The organism is Klebsiella sp. BIGb0407 (assembly GCF_024807845.1).
GTDB lineage: Bacteria > Pseudomonadota > Gammaproteobacteria > Enterobacterales > Enterobacteriaceae > JGM124.
This window is the reverse complement of record NZ_JANUEQ010000005.1, coordinates 379,883-400,005: the sequence shown is the minus strand read 5'-3', so window position 1 is coordinate 400,005 and position 20,123 is coordinate 379,883. Positions and strand designations below refer to the sequence as shown.

Sequence of the window (20,123 nt, the reverse complement as noted above, 5' to 3'; positions counted from 1 at the left end):
CGAGTTTTCAGAGACGAAAAAGTAGCTTAAAGTATGATGGGTATAACACCATAAAAATGCCTGCTGCTATAGTAATAGCAGCAGGCATAATGGTAATGACAGCTTATAAAGGCTTGGCTACAAAACCAATCGCTTCATACACTTTAGCCAGCGTTTCACTGGCACGCTGATGGGCTTTTTCAGCCCCTTCTTTCATCACCTGCTGTAAAAATGCTTCGTCATTACGGTAACGATGGTAGCGTTCCTGAAGTTCAGTCAGCATGCCAGATACGGCTTCAGCGACTTCACCTTTCAGATGACCATACATTTTGCCTTCGAACTCAGTTTCAAGCTGGGCAATCGACTTACCTGTTACCGCAGACAGAATATCCAGCAAATTGGAAACGCCGGCTTTATTAACAACATCGTAGCGCACTACAGGTGGCTCTTCGGAGTCAGTAACCGCACGTTTAATCTTCTTCACTACCGCTTTCGGATCTTCGAGCAATCCGATGACATTGTTGCGGTTATCATCTGATTTAGACATTTTCTTGGTCGGCTCAAGCAACGACATCACGCGTGCACCAGACTTAGGAATAAAAGGCTCAGGGATTTTAAAAACTTCACCGTACAGGGCGTTAAAACGACTGGCGATGTCACGGCTTAGCTCAAGGTGTTGCTTCTGGTCTTCACCGACCGGAACCTGAGTAGTCTGGTACAGTAAGATATCTGCGGCCATCAGTACCGGATAATCAAAAAGTCCGGCATTGATATTCTCAGCATAACGGGAAGATTTATCTTTAAACTGTGTCATACGGCTTAATTCACCAAAATAGGTGTAGCAGTTAAGCGCCCATCCGAGTTGTGCATGCTCGGCTACGTGTGACTGTACAAAGATAGTGCTTTTTTTTGGGTCAATGCCGCATGCCAGATATAAAGCCAGTGTATCCAGCGTCGCTTTGCGCAGCGCTACCGGGTCCTGACGCACGGTGATGGCATGTTGGTCAACAATGCAGTAAATGCAGTGGTAATCATCCTGCATGTTCACCCATTGACGCAGCGCACCCATATAGTTACCAATGGTTAATTCACCTGAAGGCTGTGCGCCACTAAAAACGATGGGCTTACTCATGTTCTGCTTCCTGATTAACTTGATGGGGTAGCCCAAGTAAGGGCAATAAATCACTGAAACTATCAAAGACAACGTCTGGGTTGCTCAGGTCGATAGCTTCACCATAGTTATAACCGTAAGTCAGGCCTACGCTCAAACATCCCGCAGCTTGTGCTGCCTGGATATCATTACGAGAATCGCCGACAAACAGTAATTCGTCTGCGTTTAACTTCATCGCATTCATGGTATTAAACAATGCTTCGGGATGTGGTTTCTTCTGTTTAACATCATCCCCACCAATAATGACCTGGAAGTCATCTGCAATGCCAAAACTTTCAAGCAAAGGCATGACAAAAGGTGTGGGTTTATTGGTCACAACGCCAAGCGTGAGTCCTTTTTCTTTGAGTGCAGACAACGTTGTCAGTACTTCCGGAAATAAAAAACTCCCTTCTTTCACGGTCTCAGCGTAAAAACGATCGAATAACTTCCGCGCCATGGTTAGCTGGCCAAGAGAAGGTTGCTCGTCTTTAAGAGCCCATGTCAGCGCGCGCTGAATGAGAATATCAGCACCATTACCTATCCAGGTGATGACACGTTCTTCACCCGCGGCAGGTAATTCCATGGCATATAACGTCATGTCTATTGCCTGACTCAGCCCCAGGGATGAGTCAACCAGGGTACCGTCTAAATCAAAGGCGATACCACGAATGTTTTTAAACTTACCCATGACCGACCTTAGATAATTCAGCACGCATCTCATCAACCACCGTTTTATAGTCTGGCTGACCAAAAATGGCCGATCCGGCAACGAACATATCCGCGCCTGCTTCAGCAATCGCACGAATATTTTCAGCTTTCACACCGCCATCGACTTCCAGACGGATGTCATAGCCAGATTCATCAATGCGTTTACGCGCCTGACGCAGCTTTTCAAGAGTATGAGGAATAAATGACTGCCCACCGAATCCCGGATTAACAGACATAAGTAAAATGACATCCAGTTTATCCATCACATTATCCAGCCAGGAAAGTGAAGTGGCAGGGTTGATAACCAGGCCTGCTTTACAGCCGTGCTCTTTAATGAGCTGCAGTGTACGGTCAACATGCTCAGAGGCTTCTGGATGAAAAGTGATGTAACTGGCACCCGCAGCAGCAAAATCAGGGATAATTCTGTCTACAGGCTTAACCATCAGGTGAACATCGATAGGAGCCGTAATGCCGTAGTCACGCAGAGCCTTTAATACCATAGGCCCCATGGTGAGGTTCGGAACGTAATGGTTATCCATGACATCATAATGAACAATATCTCCACCCGCAGCCAAGGCTTTAGCCGTATCCTCACCCAAACGGGCGAAGTCGGCAGAGAGGATTGAGGGGGCAATCAAAAACTGTTTCATCCGCTTCTCCAGTGCAATTCATCTTTCAGTGGCGGACGAAACGGTTCAGGCATCTTTAGAACGATAAAGCGCCAGAAGTTCATCCACCTTATTACGGGTACTACCGTTTCTGCTGATATTTCGTCTGACTTGCAGCTTATGAAACTCGGTAGCGTTGTGATACCACTGTCGTGTCAATACAGTATCGTGGTTAGAAATTAAAACAGGTATCTGCTGCTGGTATAACGCTTCTGCCAGTTCGGCTAAGTGTTGCTGTTGTACAGCATTGAAACTGGCGGTGTGATAAGCGGTAAAGTTTGCCGTTGCAGACAGGGGCGCATAGGGAGGATCACAATAGACTACAGACCCTGCTGCCACATTCGCCATGCTGACATCATAAGACTGACAAACAAAGTGGGCTTTTTTTGCATGCTCGGCAAAAAAATAGAGTTCTTCTTCCGGAAAATAGGGTTTTCTGTAACGTCCAAACGGGACATTAAACTCACCGCGTAAATTATAGCGACAGAGACCATTGTAACAATGCCGGTTCAGATACAAAAACAGTACTGCACGACGGAATGGATCAGTGCTCTGATTAAATTCAGTTCTGAAAGCATAATAGGCCGTTTCTTCATTGTTCTGCTGACAAAACATCAAGCGCGTTTCGCGAACATACTCGTCCGCACGCTGCTTAACAATCGTGTAGAGACCAATGAGATCGCTATTGATATCGGCAAGAAGGTAGTGTTGATAATCGGTGTTCAGAAAGACTGAACCTGCACCCGCAAAGGGTTCAATGAGACAATCACCTTCAGGAAGGTGTTTTTTAATATCGTCGAGCAGGGGGTATTTCCCCCCTGCCCATTTAAGAAAAGCGCGATTCTTTTTCATGCTGCCTTACTATTACACCTTCTCCAGCTGTGGAAAGGTTCCGACAGCGACTGCGCTTGTTACTACTTAATCTCTGACTGCACCTGACGAATCGGCTTGGTCCAAGGTTTATTACTCTGAACACCAGCAGGTAAGCTCGATACTGCACGTTCTGCCTCAGCTTTGCTGGCATAGATGCCACTGACCATAACATACCACGGCTGACCATTACGTGAGGTTTGATACACTATATAGTTTTGCAAATTCTCTTTCTTCGCCCAGGCATTCAGATTTGCCGAGTTTGAAGAGGCATTCAGCTGCAGGGTATAACTGCTGCTTGGTGCATTTTTTATCGCCTGGGTGTTGCCCTGAGTGGCTGGCGATGCTGCAGGCTTAGTTTGAGCCTGTGTTGCCGGAGCTTGCGCTACTGGTGCTTTAGCGACTGGGGCTTTGGCCGCAGGAGCTTGAACTACTGGAGCTGGTTGTACTGGCGTTGTTCTCGCCGGAGTCGTAGCCGCTGGCTCTGTACGCCTGGCTGGCGCAGGTTTGCTTTCTGTGCGTGTTGCAGCCTGACGTGTCGGTGCTTTTTGCACTGGCTCAATCACCGCAGTTTTACGCTCAGGACGAGATTCTGTGGTTTTACTTCCCGGAACAGAAGCAACCGTTGCGGGTTCCATCGGTAACGTTGAACGCGTAACGGCATTTTCAATCTGACTTTGTTGCTGGGTCAGAGAATTACCTAAATCACCCTGCAACTCAATACGCTGCTGACCTTCAGGCTGAGGAATATTCTGGGCCTGAGTCGGTGTGGATGAAATTGGCGGAATCGAAAAATCCTGAGACTGAGAAACGACAGCGGGCGCTTCTGACGTCGGGCTGTTGTTTCCATCTGCTCCGGATAAATCGATGCTTTTTTCTGTGCCAGAGGGCTGCCCGGCAGTATCAGTGCTGGTTGATGGTGCTTTCAATGCTGAGCCAATACCAAAAATAAGTAACAGTAAAACTAAAATACCTGTGCCCATCATCAGATACTGACGCGTGACCGGTGTTTTCTGTCTTGCTGCTTTTTTACGTCCACGCGAGGGGCGAGCATCTGCTGCCATTTCCTCATCTGCTGCATACGTGTCTTCATCTTCTTCACGTACACGCTTCGATTTCGATACCCGACGATCGTCCATATCAATATTGATATCATCAACATTAAGCTGCGGTTCGTTATCAAAGGCATCTTGTTTACGGGAACGCCCAGACTGCCGATCGTCAGGATCAGGGATCAGATCGTCTTCTGGTTTAAACTTATCCATTTACCACCCCACTAACAGGCTTATGCCAGAGTTAGCACATCGCCCAAAATTTAATATCGCACAGGTTAGCCACTAACCGTGCTGACAATCAGTAATCGCAGACAGAACAACGTCATGTGGTACACCACCACGGACTTCACTGACGCCAATTGCTAATGGCAGAATCAGACGTAACTCACCCGCCAGAACTTTTTTGTCACGCATCATATGGGGCATATACGCGTCAACTGACATCTCTTTTGGCCCGTTGACTGGCAGACCAGCACGCTGCAACAAGACAATAATACGCTGAACATCTGCTTCGCTAAACTGGCCCAGACGCTGCGCTGTACGCGCTGCCATAACCATACCCGCTGACACAGCCTCGCCATGCAGCCAGTTGCCATAGCCCATTTCAGTTTCTATGGCATGACCAAAAGTATGGCCCAGATTCAGTAAAGCACGTACGCCACCTTCACGCTCATCAGCCGCAACAACCTCAGCTTTAAGCTCACAACAACGGCGAATACAGTAAGCGAGGGTCTCGCTGTCCAGCTTTAACAGGGCGTCGAGATTATCTTCCAGCCACTGGAAGAATTCGCCGTCCAGAATAACGCCATACTTGATGACTTCAGCCAGGCCAGAGGCAAACTCACGTTCAGGTAGTGTGGAAAGACAGTCTATATCCACAATAACTGACGCTGGCTGATAAAAAGCGCCAATCATATTTTTCCCGAGCGGGTGATTGACAGCCGTTTTTCCACCTACCGAAGAGTCTACTTGTGAAAGTAAGGTAGTAGGAACCTGAATAAACCGCACGCCGCGTTGATAACATGCCGCGGCGAAGCCGGTTAAATCTCCAATGACACCACCACCAAGCGCAATCAGTGTCGTGTCACGGCCGTGCGGTTTTTCCAGTAAAGCGGTAAAGACGGTATCCATGACCGCGAGGCTCTTAAACTGTTCGCCATCAGGGAGGATAACAGTGTCAACTTTTACGCCTGCCTGCTCCAGGAGACCGCGTACTTTTTCAAGATACACAGGGGCCAGAGTCTCATTGGTCACAAGCATACTCTGGTCACCAGCTTTCAGCGGCCAAAAGGACGCCGGGTCATTAAATAACCCAGCAGCAATCGTAATAGGGTAACTACGTTCCCCAAGAGTGACTGTCAACCTCTCCATCGTGCGGAGCCTACCTTAATAACATTGCCCGCGGGCATATTGTTTCTCAAGCCAGAACTAGTTGCTTTCCAGCATATGAATAATCTGGTTAGCAACAACTTTGGCGCTTTGATCGTCGGTGCGAATGGTCACATCGGCAATCTCTTCGTACAGTGGATTGCGCTCCTCCGCCAATGCTTCAAGCACTTCGCGAGGCGGTGTAGCAACTTGAAGCAGCGGACGTTTTTTATCGCGCTGAGTACGGGCTAGTTGCTTCTCAATAGTGGTTTCAAGATACACCACTACGCCTCTTGCTGAAAGACGGTTACGGGTTTCACGGGACTTAACAGACCCACCCCCAGTCGCCAGCACGATGCCTTGCTTTTCTGTAAGTTCGTTGATGATTTTTTCTTCGCGATCGCGGAAGCCTTCTTCACCTTCAACGTCGAATACCCAGCCGACATCAGCTCCGGTACGTTTTTCGATTTCTTGATCAGAATCGAAAAATTCCATATTGAGCTGCTGAGCTAACTGACGCCCAATAGTGCTTTTGCCGGCACCCATAGGCCCAACCAGAAAGATATTGCGTTTCTCTGCCATTTTTTTGGTATTACTAAGACTATTCGTTGATGATAAACCCGCCCGGTATTCACCAGGTGCAGCGGGACATGAACTGAAACCTCATAAGCGTGAGTCGAGAATCAGACTAAAAATTATCTCAACACTCAAGGCTGTTTGGCAACTGAATAAATCATTCATTTCCATAAGATGGCAAAACGAACGCTTTTATCAGCTGCAGAATATCATTACCCGGTTTCTTGAAACGGTACACCTTGTAAGCTAATTCCTCTCTTACGTCAAACATCTGGACATCGATTCAGAGAAAAATCCGTAAATCTGAGAGAATATTTTACGGTTTGTGCAGTAATTTAGGTGTAATAAACACCACTAACTCCTGTCGCTGACTTTTCTTATCATCTTGCTGAAATAATCGGCCTAGCAGGGGGATATCACTGAGCAAAGGGACATTTCGGGAGCCAGCACGCTGTTGCTGCTGGAAAATCCCACCTAATGCCAGAGTTTCACCATCCCGTACTTCGACCTGAGTTTCTATTTCTTGCTTATCGATAGCCAGGGCTTCCCCTTCCGCATGCTGGATACTTCTCCCCGGCATATTCTGGGTGATACGTAGCTTTAAGCGGATATTACCATGCGCATTGATAATAGGTGTAACTTCCATCCCTAACACCGCTTCTTTAAATGCAATCGAGCTGGCACTATTTGTCCCGCCGGATACTTGATAGGGAATTTCTGTCCCTTGTTTAATGCTCGCTGGCTGCTGATGAGCCACCAGCAGACGAGGGCTGGCAATAATATGTAGTCGCTGCTGTTGTTCCAGGGCAGAGAGCTCAAGTTCAAGCATCTGACCGCCAATTCGGCCGATATTGAACCCCACGGAGGCGACACTAGCCGCCAGATTACTGGTGACAGAAGAGGGCCGATACACATGGCTGCTATCGCTGTTTTTGGTTGTCCACTTTACGCCAAGCTCACGCAATGCTTCCTGATTGATGGTAACTATGTGCGCCGATAGCTCAATTTGACCCATCGGAATATCCATATCAACCATCCATTGGGCAATTTGCTGCTGTGCCTGCTTGTGGTCTCGTACTACCAGGCGATTAGCGCGCGTATCCACAGTGATATGACCTCGAGGTCCCAGCAGTTTGTCACCATTTTGCTTAAGTGCTGTTGCAAGTTCAGTCACATCGGCATAGCGCGGGGCATAAACTTTTTGTATTAACGGCCGCGCCTCGAGCTGCTGTTTACGGGCGACTTCTTGTTGTTCCTGCTGACGAGCAACACTCTCCTTTCCCTCAACCTGGATTATATTGCCGGTTTTTGAGGAAGAGAGATGAGCCAGTTTCAGTACCAGGGAAAAAGCCTGTTCCCAGGGAACATCGACTAAATGTAGCGACAGCTTGCCCTCGACGCCAGGGGCAATAACGAGATTGTGCTGTTGCTGCTCCGCAATAGCTTGCAAGATTTGAGTAACGGGAGCCTCATCTACTATCAGAGTGACTCGATGATTTGCCTTGGCGATGAGCGGCAGGAATAACAGTAGTACGATGATGACTTTCCTTGTCATTTTTTTCTCCTGGTAAATACCAGTGATAATGCGCTCCGTCGCATATTTCAGTGAGTGAAACACTTATCCTGTACCGGCTGATAGCGATTACCGTTACCCCAGCTATCAAAACAGAGCCCGGAGTCACTCTTAACGGCTGTTGCTGTGGGTTCACCAGTAAGGCAAGGCTACGTGAGGATGAAGTTATCACGCCTTGTAACCGCCAGCCGTCAAGTTGCTGAAGAGCTGCGTCACACCGTGATAATGGCATCATAAAAGGGTTACGAACGCTGGCATGTGAATCCAGTGATAGCATCATTCCCAGAGTGAGGATCCAGCTACTTATTTTCATAGCTGAACTCCAGGGTCAGAGCCACAATCATTGGGTCTTTGGTACCCACGATCGTAAATGATGTCAGGTTCATACCTTGATAGTACGAAATATGCCGGAATAACCAGGGGACTTTTTCCCAGTCAAGCAGGAGTTCAAGTGTCGCCTGCTGCTCGCCCGGTTGCCAGCTAATAAGCCGACCGCCTGATTTCCTGAGGGTTTCAATAACAGAAAATACCGGTGCGACGACCATAGGTGTGAATATTTCCGTGGCAGGTACAGGTAAGACACTGACTCTTTGTTTCAAGGTAACAATATCTTGCTCAAGCTGTAGACTCCGCAGCCGGGCATAATGAGACTGTTGTTGATAGTCTGCCTGTAGCAAATAGCCACAAAATAGCCCGGCCAGCATCAAGCCAGACAGGGTTATGACAAAATACCGGCGACGCGTGTCGGTCAGGAGTTGTTCAAGGTAAGGCAAGTCCCCCTCCCGTATCTTCCATGATAAATATATATCCCAATCCCTGATCGCCCTGATAGCTGACTGGGCCCGCTTTAATATGGAATGCACCTGGCAATTGCTTTAGCAGAGTTTCAATTTTCTCAAGGGAATCTATCTCAGAGGTATTACCTTCCAGCGTCAGCATACTCGACTGCCAGCTAATAGTTCGTAACCAACTGTTTTCTGGTAATTTACGGGCTAAATCAGTCAGTATTTCTTCCCAGCGAGAAACTCGACTCTGCTGTTCACTGCCTCGATATTGCCGTACTTCTTGTAACGGCTCAGTCTGCTGCTGTAAAACCTCCTGTAACTTGTGCCGTTGGTTTTCCAGCTCACTGCCCTGCTTTTGTAATACTTCCACCTGCTGATGAAGTAAGATCCATCCGCCCCAAAAACTACTCATCAGCAGTGCTATCACAGAGACCAAAATACTGATACGACAGCGTCGCTGTCGCTGCCGCTGTGCATGACGCCAGGGTAATAAATTGAGCAATACTGTCATCTGTGAGTTCCTCCTAATGCCAGTCCCAAAGCGATGGTGTAGCGCCCTTTTGTTTGCGGAAGTGGAGGATACAGCCGGGTGAGTAACCGCCAGACATCAAGTGCTTGTACTGCGAGAGACGCATTATTTCCGGGACAGGCAGTGCTAAAAGCGATATTTTCAGGTTCGCTTTTCAGCCATCGACAAAGTGCGGGCAAATCTGAACATTGCTGCTTATCCTGCCGGCCTGAAGCGACAGGATGATTGCAGGATGCCCATAACCAATAATCAGACTCTTCATGAACCCGGTACTGGCAGGTCTGCGGATTACATTTCTCAGGTAGTGCATAAAGAACCTTGTCGCCAGGCGTCACTGTATCCGGATATAACTGCAGTGATGCAAGACTGGTAAGAAGATTATTAAGATCACTCTGCCGGGAAGCTGTAACCTTCAGCACATCACTTTGTTCAAGATAGTCGTAGCAGAGCTGTGAGGCAGGTAGCTGCAATTGCTTAGCTGCGGTATAGGCGACATAGTTCTCACGTACGGCTGCGCTAAGGTTTTTATCCGGGATCGGAATGCTTTGTTGAAAGGTAAGCTCAGTGGGAAAACTCACGCTCAGCCGAAAGCGGCGTGGCAGCTGTTTACGCCAGCCGTCCAGAACCTCGAGTAATACAGCAGGTTGAGATAAAATATTATCGATAAAAACCACTGACGGGAACGGTAAATTCCACCACTGCCGTAGTTGCCAGCCCTGTCGGTGCTTTTGTACGGCAACAGCGCGTACCCCTTCCGTTTGTATATCTAAACCAATTTTCCAGCCAGAAAATATCATGCTTAGACCTCCTTGTTCTGTCACATGTTGATAGGCAATGACCCCAAATCATTCGAGTGCCTGAAATTTGTGAAAGCGACGCCCAGGCAACTTGAAGTATCACGGGTATACCCAAAATAATTCGAGTTGCCTGTAGGCACCGAGTACAGCCCATCGATGAGCATAGATAAACTATGTGATTCGATGGGCTGGATGAAGGTAACGCCCAGGCAACTTGAAGTATGACGGGTATACCCAAAACAATTCGAGTTGCCTGTAGGCGCCGAGTCCAGCCCGTCGATGAGCATAGATAAACTATGTGATTCGATGGGCTGGATGAAGGCAACACCCAGGCAACTTGAAGTGTGACGGGTATATCAAAGCGTCTGGCTTGTCTTTATACTACCGGGCTGGTGTTTATAAACTACCCAATTGAAACCGAATGAGAGTCTTAAGGTGAAGTTCGTAAAGTATTTATTCATCCTTGCAATCTGTTGCATACTTCTTGGTGTGGCCTCGCTATACGGCTTATACAGATATATTGAGCCGCAGTTGCCTGACGTTGCGACATTAAAAGATGTACGCTTGCAGACCCCCATGCAGGTTTACAGTGCTGACGGGGAGCTTATCGCCCAGTATGGCGAGAAACGTCGTATTCCTCTGACACTGGATCAAATTCCTCCGGTGATGATCCATGCTTTCGTTGCGACCGAAGATAGCCGTTTCTACGAACATCATGGGGTTGACCCTATAGGTATTTTCCGTGCAGCAAGCGTTGCCCTGTTCTCCGGCCATGCTTCTCAGGGTGCCAGTACCATTACCCAACAGCTTGCGCGTAACTTTTTCCTGAGTCCGGAAAAAACGCTAATGCGTAAAATCAAAGAGGTCTTCCTCGCGATACGCATTGAGCAGTTGCTGACAAAAGATGAAATTCTTAACCTGTATCTGAATAAGATCTATCTCGGTTATCGCGCCTATGGTGTTGGAGCTGCTGCTCAGGTTTACTTCGGTAAAACCGTTAATGAGCTGACGCTGAACGAAATTGCGATGATCGCAGGGCTGCCTAAAGCGCCTTCTACGTTTAACCCGATTTACTCACTCGAGCGCGCCACTGCACGTCGTAACGTCGTGCTATCACGGATGCTCAGTGAAGGCTATATCACCAACGCACAGTATGATGAAGCGCGTAATCAGCCAATCGAAGCCTATTATCATACGCCGGAAATTGCATTCTCAGCCCCTTACCTCTCAGAGTTAGTCCGTCAGGATATGCTGAATCGCTATGGCGAAAATGCTTACGAGGATGGCTATAAGGTTTACACCACCATCAGTCGCAATATCCAGCTCGGTGCTGAACAGGCTCTGCGCAATAACGTTATTGCCTATGATATGCGTCATGGTTATCGCGGGCCTTCACAGGTGTTATGGAAAGCCGGAGAAAGTGCCTGGGATACACCACAGATCCTCAGTACGCTGAAAAAAATATCGGGTTATGGTCCTTTCCTGCCTGCCGTCGTCACCAGCGCCAGTGCCACTGAGGCAAGTGCTGTGATGGCTAATGGCCAAAGCGTGACCCTCCCGATGGAAGGTATGCGCTGGGCACGTTCTTATCGCTCCGATACCGCACAAGGCCCTACACCGCGCAGCGTCAGCGATGTCGTTAAGGCCGGTCAGCAGATTTGGATACGTCAGGTAAATAACATCTGGTGGTTAGGGCAGCTACCTGACGTCAACTCAGCGTTAGTCTCGCTGAATCCGAAAGACGGTGCGGTCCTGGCGTTAGTGGGTGGGTTTGACTTTAATCTGAGTAAATTCAACCGTGCAACACAAGCGCTACGTCAGTTGGGTTCCAATATTAAGCCATTCCTGTATACCGCAGCGATGGATAAAGGTTTGACCCTGGCCAGTATCCTCAATGATGTTCCTATTTCACGCTGGGATGCTGGCGCAGGTTCTGACTGGCGTCCGAAAAACTCACCTGCTGAGTATTCCGGCCCTATCCGTCTGCGTCAGGGCCTGGGACAGTCGAAAAACGTGGTCATGGTTCGTGCCATGCGCGCCATGGGTGTCGACTATGCTGCCAATTACTTGCAACGGTTCGGTTTCCCGGAAAAGAATATTTCCCGTACCGAATCGCTGGCTCTGGGAGCTGCTGAATTTACACCATTACAGGTAGCACGAGGTTACTCTGTGATGGCGAATGGTGGCTTCCTGGTGACGCCATATTATCTGTCCAAAATTGTTAATGATAATGGCCAGACGGTATTTGAAGTCCAGCCCAAAGTCGCCTGTCCGGAATGTGACCTTCCTGTTATTTATGGCGATATTCCAAAATCAGACATGCTGAATAATCCGAGCGTTGAGGATGTCGCGACATCTCAGACAGCACAAAATATTCCGGTGCCAACACCAGAGCTGCAACAAGCGACCACGGATAAATCAGTCCTTGAATCTGAATATGCCCCGCATGTGGTTAGTACTCCACTGGCATTTCTGATTAAAAGTGCCCTGAACAGTAATGTCTATGGCGAGCCTGGCTGGCAGGGTACCGGCTGGCGTGCGGGCCGTGATTTGAAACGTCGTGATATTGGCGGTAAAACCGGTACCACTAACAGCTCTAAAGATGCCTGGTTCTCAGGTTTTGGTCCCGGCGTTGTCACCTCGGTCTGGATAGGTTTTGACGATCATCGTCGTGACTTGGGTCGTACCAGCGCATCCGGAGTGATTAAAGATCAGATTTCAGGCTATGAAGGTGGCGCGAAAAGTGCTCAGCCTGCCTGGGATGAATTTATGAAACTTGCTCTGGAAGGAGTGCCGGAAGAACCATTGACTCCGCCACCAGGCGTCGTCACAGTCAATATTGACCGCGCTACGGGTCAGTTATCTAACGGTGGAAGTAGTCGGGACGAATACTTTGTTGAAGGCACTCAGCCGACACACAAAGCGATAAGTGAAGCCGGGACGACGATTATGGATAATGGTGAAGAACGCGAATTATTCTGAGTCAGAGACATCAAGGGGCTTAGCCCCTTGATGTTTTATAAACTATAAACGTCCCCGCTCTTTTAACCATTCCCGCAGCAGAAACAGAGCGCTGACATTCCGCGCTTCAGTGAAGTCCTGTTCATTAAGCAACGCCATCAGATTGGCGAGCGGCCAGCGAACTTGTGGAAGCTCTTCAGGTTCATCCCCTTCAAGGGACTCTTCATATAAGCCTTCAGCAATCACAATGTTCATTTTGCTTGAGAAGTAAGAAGGTGCCATACCCAGCCGGGTAATAAAAGTCAGCTCGCTGGCTCCAAAACCCACTTCTTCTTTCAGCTCGCGGTTTGCGGCGTCAATAACAGATTCGCCTTCATCGATAAGCCCCTTAGGAAAACCGAGTTCATAGGACTCAGTGCCAACGGCATACTCACGAATCAGAATAATATGGTCATCAACAATCGGAACAATCAAAACTGCTTCCCGGGAACTCGGCTTCATGCGTTCATAAACCCGACGCACACCATTACTGAACTCCAGATCTACCGTTTCAATAGTAAATAGCCGCGAACGCGCCACAGTTTCTACATGTAAAATTGTCGGTTTTTTTAGTATTTTTGTCATGTGACTGGAGTTAAACAGTGGGACAGTTAAGTGATTGTGCGATATGCCATGCCCTCTGCGCAACGCACATATTTATTATTTACATTCTGAGCGTTAACTCTGAATGCCAGCTCATAGTACAGCAGCATGTGAGTTTCACAATGTCAAGATTGTGATAAGTAAATAGGATTTAACTTATGTTTAATTCGATGTCAGTTTGCTAGCATGATGCTAATTTAGGCGAATTGTCAAAAAGCAATTTAAGAAAAAAGACTCATCCGCCGATAACAACATAATAAAATTCAACATTATAAGAGGTAAAGTTTGCTGACCTTGATGGATAAAACGATCGTTTGATGAGTAAATGATGAGTATCCCATTACTTCTATTACTGGCGATGCTGACATGCTTCCTGATTGCTGGGGGAGTGATATGGCACACCCTGAGAAGACGCGTTTATGTTCAGCGTGATCCTTCGTTTACCGGAGCGAAAACACGCAAGCTCACTCAGGAAGAACTTGCCACAATTGAAAATTATCTTGAGTTATCCTCACGCACTCAAGACATGATAACGCCTTCAGGGGCCAGCGCTCCACCATCACAGCTGAAACTTAGCAGTAAGAGTCATACGGTTATTTCTCTCACCCATGCAATTACACGTTATGGTTTTTCTGTTGACGATACCAATCAGTGGCGCTTTTATCTGGACTCAACAGAAGTGCATCTGCCCCTGCTTTGGGAACAATATATTACCAATGACAATGATGTTGAGCTGATACTCACCGATACCTTGCCATTGGTTATCGCCCTCAATGGTCATACCTTACAAAATTACAGCCAGGAAACATCCCAGGATATCGCGCCGGATCGCTCCAGTCCGCAGGCCTTTATGCTCCGGGAAGAGAGCGAGCCCATTGAGTTGCTCGCCATACGTCAGGAAACCCCTGAAGAACATGCTTTGAATGCCTCCCGGCAAGTACCAGAGGCTATCCTGATTTGTATTGCCTTTTTTATTCTGGTGCTCAGTGTTCTCGGACCATCAATACTTATGCCGTGGCTGGTTGGCAGTGCTCTGCTACTCATCGCAGCCAGTTTGCTGAGTATTTATTCTTCTGCCACAACGCTTCAGTTACGTGAGATACATAGTTTACGTGGCATCCCCAAGCGCTGGGGACTCTTTGGCGAGTCTAATAATGACCAGATAAATAATATTTCATTAGGCATTATCGACCTCGTCTATCCCGCATACTGGCAACCTTATATCACCCAGGACTTGGGACAAAAAACCGATATTGATATCTATCTGGGGGGCCATGTTGTACGCCAGGGAGCCTTCCTTTCGCTTCATGAGGAAGTACGGTTATTCCCACTGCAGCGCTGGCTGCGGCCGCTAATTATCGCTTGTGGTTCACTCATTACGCTATTGATGATGGTGATGTGGGTACCGCTCGAAATGCCGTTAAAAATCAGCACATCCTGGTTTAGTGGTGCTAAAACAGTAGAAGTATCCAGCCTCGGTGAATTAAATAAATATGCGCTTCACGTCGGGGATACTCTAAAAGTCAGTGGTATCGGTGCCTGCCATATTAATACTCCGGACGGATATTCTGCTCATCAGAATCCGTCTTATCTTCCTTTTGACTGTTCAAAAATCAGGTGGAAATCGGCAGATCCTCAACTATTAGTTGATTCAAAGATGACTCAACAAGCGCTGGCACTGACCGAAGTCGTGAAAGCGCAGATTAGCCCATCAAGTACAAAAGAGAATCATAACCGGGTTAATCCACAGCTGGAAGCGGCTATCCAGAAATCAGATATGGTACTTCTGAATAATTTTTCTGGCATTGTCGAAAACACTCAAGCCTTATGCCTGGCTGAGGGGGACTGTCTCCGGCTGAAAAATGCGCTTATCAACCTGGGTAATACGAAAGACTGGAATACTCTGGTGAAACGAGCAGAAGCTGGCAAACTCGTCGGCGTAAATGTGGTATTACGTCCAGTCAGTGCCGAGTCATTAAATAACCTGGTTATCACCTCCACGGCTCCCTTCTTTGTCCGCGATATCATTCGTGCTGCGCAAACACTGAATGCTCCAATTTCAGGAGGTTATGTGATTATCAATGATGATGGAAGGGATCTGACTATTCATGCGCTGCCACAGAACTCTTTGTATGACTACCCAGCCCAGGAGCAATGGGCTGAGTTTATGAGCCTGGCGAAGACTCTGTCGCAAATTCCTTTTGTAGCTAAAGGCGTGATCACCAGTATTCATACCGACACCAATGGCACCCAACACGTTGTTTTACAAAGCATCAGTGATACCAACAGTCACTGGCGTTATATCATTATTTCACTCTTACTGTTGTCGATGCTGATCTGTTATGCAGTGAGTAGTGTTATTGCTATTAACCGCTATCGCCGTGACCGAAGACGTCTGGGCAAGATCCAACGCTACTATGATCGCTGCTTAAAATCTTCGGCGCCATTACGCCTGGGACGCTGATCCCTGTTACTTCGTTAATTTGTGCTACCTTGGTTCTCTCTTTTTTCATCGAGTCACTTATTTATGCTTACTGATATTGCCTGGCAGGAGGTTGATACCCTACTGCTTGATATGGATGGCACTCTGCTGGATTTATCCTTTGACAGCCACTTCTGGCAACATCGAGTTCCTGAAACACTCAGTGCGCAGCGTAATATTTCACTGGCGGATGCCCATCAGCTAATTGAGCGCGAATATCATGATGTACAGCAGACATTGGACTGGTACTGCCTGGATTACTGGGCTGACCGTTTGAAACTGGATATTTATGCCATGATGGATGAACAAGGGCCAAAAGCCGCTCTGCGTGACGACACGCTGCCATTTTTAAAGGCTCTTAAGGCAAAGGGTAAGCGTTGTATTCTGCTGACTAACGCCCATCCTTATAACCTGGCGGTTAAGCTAAAATATACCAACCTGGAACCACACCTTGATTTATTACTTTCAACCCATACATTTGGTTATCCGAAAGAAGACCAACGGTTATGGCAGGCTGTGGTTGAACATACCGGGCTGGATGCCAGCAGAACGCTATTTATTGATGATTCAGAAGCGATTCTTGATGCTGCGAAAACCTTTGGCATCCGTTACTGCCTGGGGGTAAGTAATCCTGATTCTCATCGTGAGGAACAGGTTTTTCAACGGCATCCCGCAGTCAGTGACTATCATGATTTAATTCCTGCACTTAAGAACCAGGAGGCGTAGTGAAAGAAAAAACGGCCGCAGGTATTCGTCTGGATAAATGGCTCTGGGCTGCCCGAATCTATAAAACTCGCGCTCTGGCTCGAGAAATGGTCGAAGGTGGGAAAGTCCATTATAACGGCCAGCATACTAAGCCAGGTAAACTGGTTGAGCTACAGGCCGTATTAACACTACGCCAGGGAAACGATCAGCGAACGATTAAGGTTCTGGCCATAACCGATCAGCGCCGCCCGGCATCAGAGGCGACTCAGCTGTATGAGGAAACGCCAGAAAGCATCGAAAAACGGGAAAAAATAGCGCTTGCGCGCAAAATGAATGCCCTGACAATGCCGCACCCGGATCGCCGTCCCGATAAAAAAGAGCGCCGTGATTTAATGAAATTTAAACACAGTGGCAATACCTAATTCCTCCATCCCTAAGAGAGATGATGATGACTCAACACGACCAATTACATCGCTACCTGTTTGAAAATCACGCTGTTCGCGGCGAACTGGTAACAGTGTCTGATACCTGGCAACGGATTATGGAGAATCACGATTATCCGCAGCCGGTTAAAAATATTCTTGGTGAACTGCTGGTTGCGACCAGCCTGCTCACCGCAACCCTGAAATTTGATGGTGATATTACTGTTCAGTTGCAGGGTGATGGCCCGATGACTCTGGCAGTGATTAATGGCAACAATAAGCAACAAATGCGTGGCGTTGCTCGCGTACAAGGTGATGTCGCTGATGATGCTTCACTAAAAGATCTTATCGGCAATGGTTATCTGGTTATTACCATTTCCCCGCAGGAAGGTGAACGTTATCAAGGCGTCGTTGGTTTAGAAGGCGATACTCTGGCAGCCTGCCTGGAAGATTATTTTATGCGTTCCGAGCAGCTACCTACCCGTCTGTTTATCCGTACCGGATCGGTGGATGGTAAAGCCGCAGCCGGAGGTATGCTATTGCAGGTGTTACCTGCTCAGGATGCTCAGATTGATGACTTTAACCACCTTGCGACATTAACCGACACTATCAAGGCGGAAGAGTTACTGACACTTCCTGCTAACGATGTCCTGTGGCGGCTGTACCATGAAGAAGAAGTGACGCTTTATGATCCGCAAAGTGTCGTCTTCACCTGTAGCTGCTCACGCGAACGCTGCGCTGCCGCTATCAGAACGCTACCAGACGAGGAAATTGATAATATTCTGGCAGAGGATAGCGAGATTGATATGAACTGTGATTACTGTGGTAGTCACTATGTATTTGATGCAATGGATATTACTGCTATTCGCAATAACGCCTCAGCAGCAGACTCGCAGATTCATTAATCCCCTCTTGTTTAACCGCTTGCTACTGTGCAAGCGGTTAAACTGTGTCATGACTCGATCCAGCTCTCAATAAACCACTCAGTGATTACACCGCGTTTCATTCTGTTTACCATGCATTAACCCTGCTAATCATTCTAAATATCAGCATCGAAAACTGATCTAAATCATTTTTACAGTTTTTTTTACTGCATAATTTTTATGACGTCTAAAATCTATGATGATCATCGCGGCTATACCTCACAAGTATCCCTACAATATGAATCAGAATCGATTAGCTAAGGAGAAGGACAATGCGAGCGAACAAGGTAACCCCGCAGGATCTCAAGGCTTACGGCATTAGTGACGTTATCGAAATTCTTTATAATCCCGATTATGAAACACTACACCGTGAAGAACTCAATCCCGAACTACAAGGTTTTGAACGTGGCCGAGAGACCACGTCAGGTGCAATCGCGGTAGATACCGGCATTTTTACCGGACGATCGCCGAAGGATAAATATATTGTCCGCGATGATACAACCCGCGACACCTTATGGTGGGCGGATAAAGGTAAAGGCAAAAACGATAATAAGCCTCTCTCATCAGAAACTTGGGCACATCTGAAAGGCCTGGTCGCTCAGGAGCTATCAGGTAAGCGTTTATTTATTATTGATGCTTTCTGTGGCGCCAATAGCGATACCCGTCTTGCCGTGCGTTTTATTACCGAAGTGGCCTGGCAGGCTCATTTCGTTAAGAACATGTTTATTCGTCCCACAGATGAAGAGCTACTGACCTTTACACCTGATTTTGTGGTGCTAAACGGAGCTAAATGTACTAATCCGGACTGGAAAGAACAGGGACTTAACTCAGAGAACTTCGTTGCCTTTAATCTCACTGAACGGATGCAGCTTATCGGCGGCACCTGGTATGGCGGCGAGATGAAAAAAGGGATGTTCTCTATCATGAACTACCTGTTACCGCTCAAAGGTATCGCAGCAATGCACTGCTCAGCCAACGTCGGTGAACAAGAAGATGTCGCCGTCTTCTTTGGGCTGTCAGGAACCGGTAAAACAACGTTATCGACCGATCCTAAACGTCGTCTGATTGGCGATGATGAACATGGCTGGGACGATGACGGGGTCTTTAATTTTGAAGGCGGATGTTACGCCAAAACCATTCATCTGTGCGAAGAGGCTGAACCGGATATCTACCATGCCATTCGCCGGGATGCTTTGCTGGAAAACGTCGTGGTACGGGATGATGGTTCCGTCGACTTTGATGATGCCTCAAAAACAGAAAATACCCGTGTCTCTTACCCTATCTATCATATCGATAATATCGTTAAACCGATTTCAAAAGCCGGACACGCGACTAAGGTTATCTTCCTGACGGCAGATGCCTTCGGTGTACTTCCGCCGGTTTCCAGGCTGACTCCGGAACAGACCCAGTATCATTTCCTGTCAGGATTTACGGCAAAATTAGCCGGTACTGAACGGGGTATAACTGAACCCACACCGACTTTTTCAGCTTGTTTTGGCGCAGCGTTCCTAACTCTGCACCCAACGCAGTATGCGGATGTTTTGGTTAAGCGAATGCAGGCCGCCGGAGCCGAGGCCTATTTAGTGAATACCGGCTGGAACGGAACAGGAAAACGGATTTCTATTAAGAACACCCGGGCTATTATTGATGCCATTCTTGACGGTTCTCTGGATGAGGCACCAACAAAACAATTGCCAATATTTAATCTCGCGATTCCTGTTGAACTGGCTGGGGTTGATAGCGATATTCTCGATCCGCGCAAAACTTATAGCTCCCCTGAGTTATGGCAGGATAAAGCGGCTCAACTGGCGAGATTATTTATCGAGAATTTTGATAAATATACCGATACTCCGGCAGGCGCGGCGCTGGTAAAAGTGGGCCCGGAAATCTGACTTTCAGATAAACAAGTGCATTAAAGATTAAGGGTTTA

General features: G+C 47.6%; 19 protein-coding genes. 6 read left to right on the top strand and 13 right to left on the bottom strand.

The window, feature by feature from the left end; translation table 11 throughout:
* Positions 1-103: 103 nt before the first annotated feature.
* From trpS to M2387_RS17025, 12 genes are all read right to left on the bottom strand, one after another.
* On the bottom strand, positions 104-1,111 hold the full coding sequence (gene trpS, locus M2387_RS17080; RefSeq protein WP_259051100.1) for a tryptophan--tRNA ligase: 1,008 nt from the start codon (positions 1,109-1,111) through the stop codon (positions 104-106).
* Positions 1,104-1,817, bottom strand: coding sequence for a phosphoglycolate phosphatase (locus M2387_RS17075; RefSeq protein ID WP_259051098.1), 714 nt, complete (start codon positions 1,815-1,817; stop codon positions 1,104-1,106). The genes trpS and M2387_RS17075 overlap by 8 nt, the downstream gene beginning before the upstream one ends.
* Positions 1,810-2,487, bottom strand: a complete 678-nt coding sequence (gene rpe, locus M2387_RS17070; RefSeq protein WP_259051097.1) for a ribulose-phosphate 3-epimerase — start codon at positions 2,485-2,487, stop codon at positions 1,810-1,812. The genes M2387_RS17075 and rpe overlap by 8 nt, the downstream gene beginning before the upstream one ends.
* 45 nt (positions 2,488-2,532) lie before the next feature.
* The gene (gene dam, locus M2387_RS17065) at positions 2,533-3,357 is read right to left on the bottom strand and encodes an adenine-specific DNA-methyltransferase (protein ID WP_259051096.1); all 825 of its coding nucleotides are present in this window, start codon (positions 3,355-3,357) and stop codon (positions 2,533-2,535) included.
* A gap of 62 nt (positions 3,358-3,419) precedes the next feature.
* Entirely contained in the window at positions 3,420-4,640 is a 1,221-nt protein-coding gene (gene damX, locus M2387_RS17060; RefSeq protein ID WP_259051095.1) for a cell division protein DamX, read from the bottom strand.
* Between the two features lie 72 nt (positions 4,641-4,712).
* Positions 4,713-5,801 carry a 3-dehydroquinate synthase gene (gene aroB, locus M2387_RS17055; protein ID WP_259051094.1) on the bottom strand — a complete coding sequence of 363 codons (1,089 nt, stop codon included), beginning with the start codon at positions 5,799-5,801 and terminating at the stop codon, positions 4,713-4,715.
* 57 nt (positions 5,802-5,858) lie between these two features.
* Positions 5,859-6,380 carry a shikimate kinase AroK gene (gene aroK / locus M2387_RS17050; RefSeq protein ID WP_259051093.1) on the bottom strand — a complete coding sequence of 174 codons (522 nt, stop codon included), beginning with the start codon at positions 6,378-6,380 and terminating at the stop codon, positions 5,859-5,861.
* Positions 6,381-6,690: 310 nt separating this feature from the next.
* Entirely contained in the window at positions 6,691-7,929 is a 1,239-nt protein-coding gene (gene pilQ / locus M2387_RS17045; protein WP_259051092.1) for a type IV pilus secretin PilQ, read from the bottom strand.
* On the bottom strand, positions 7,844-8,260 hold the full coding sequence (locus M2387_RS17040; protein WP_259051091.1) for a DUF2531 family protein: 417 nt from the start codon (positions 8,258-8,260) through the stop codon (positions 7,844-7,846). The genes pilQ and M2387_RS17040 overlap by 86 nt, the downstream gene beginning before the upstream one ends.
* The gene (locus M2387_RS17035) at positions 8,247-8,720 is read right to left on the bottom strand and encodes a HofO family protein (protein WP_259051089.1); all 474 of its coding nucleotides are present in this window, start codon (positions 8,718-8,720) and stop codon (positions 8,247-8,249) included. The genes M2387_RS17040 and M2387_RS17035 overlap by 14 nt, the downstream gene beginning before the upstream one ends.
* On the bottom strand, positions 8,707-9,243 hold the full coding sequence (locus M2387_RS17030) for a PilN domain-containing protein (protein ID WP_259051088.1): 537 nt from the start codon (positions 9,241-9,243) through the stop codon (positions 8,707-8,709). Before M2387_RS17030 ends, M2387_RS17035 begins: the two co-directional genes overlap by 14 nt.
* The gene (locus tag M2387_RS17025; protein ID WP_259051087.1) at positions 9,240-10,058 is read right to left on the bottom strand and encodes a type IV pilus biogenesis protein PilM; all 819 of its coding nucleotides are present in this window, start codon (positions 10,056-10,058) and stop codon (positions 9,240-9,242) included. Before M2387_RS17025 ends, M2387_RS17030 begins: the two co-directional genes overlap by 4 nt.
* A gap of 435 nt (positions 10,059-10,493) precedes the next feature.
* Here M2387_RS17025 and mrcA point away from each other — a divergent pair, with 435 nt between their 5' ends.
* Entirely contained in the window at positions 10,494-13,040 is a 2,547-nt protein-coding gene (mrcA, locus tag M2387_RS17020; protein WP_259051086.1) for a peptidoglycan glycosyltransferase/peptidoglycan DD-transpeptidase MrcA, read from the top strand.
* A gap of 42 nt (positions 13,041-13,082) precedes the next feature.
* Here the strand turns inward: mrcA and nudE are convergent, their stop codons facing one another.
* Positions 13,083-13,643, bottom strand: a complete 561-nt coding sequence (gene nudE, locus M2387_RS17015; RefSeq protein WP_259051085.1) for an ADP compounds hydrolase NudE — start codon at positions 13,641-13,643, stop codon at positions 13,083-13,085.
* Between the two features lie 346 nt (positions 13,644-13,989).
* Here nudE and M2387_RS17010 point away from each other — a divergent pair, with 346 nt between their 5' ends.
* The 5 genes from M2387_RS17010 to pckA all read left to right on the top strand — a co-directional run bounded on the left by M2387_RS17010 (position 13,990) and on the right by pckA (position 20,085).
* The gene (locus tag M2387_RS17010) at positions 13,990-16,125 is read left to right on the top strand and encodes an intracellular growth attenuator family protein (RefSeq protein ID WP_259051157.1); all 2,136 of its coding nucleotides are present in this window, start codon (positions 13,990-13,992) and stop codon (positions 16,123-16,125) included.
* A gap of 63 nt (positions 16,126-16,188) precedes the next feature.
* On the top strand, positions 16,189-16,869 hold the full coding sequence (gene yrfG, locus M2387_RS17005) for a GMP/IMP nucleotidase (RefSeq protein ID WP_259051084.1): 681 nt from the start codon (positions 16,189-16,191) through the stop codon (positions 16,867-16,869).
* Positions 16,869-17,270 (top strand): ribosome-associated heat shock protein Hsp15, encoded by a 402-nt coding sequence (hslR, locus tag M2387_RS17000; RefSeq protein WP_259051083.1) that lies wholly within the window; start codon positions 16,869-16,871, stop codon positions 17,268-17,270. The genes yrfG and hslR overlap by 1 nt, the downstream gene beginning before the upstream one ends.
* A gap of 26 nt (positions 17,271-17,296) precedes the next feature.
* The gene (gene hslO, locus M2387_RS16995; protein ID WP_259051156.1) at positions 17,297-18,175 is read left to right on the top strand and encodes an Hsp33 family molecular chaperone HslO; all 879 of its coding nucleotides are present in this window, start codon (positions 17,297-17,299) and stop codon (positions 18,173-18,175) included.
* A 290-nt stretch (positions 18,176-18,465) separates the two neighbouring features.
* Positions 18,466-20,085, top strand: coding sequence for a phosphoenolpyruvate carboxykinase (ATP) (pckA, locus tag M2387_RS16990; RefSeq protein ID WP_259051082.1), 1,620 nt, complete (start codon positions 18,466-18,468; stop codon positions 20,083-20,085).
* The last annotated feature ends 38 nt before the right edge of the window (positions 20,086-20,123 follow it).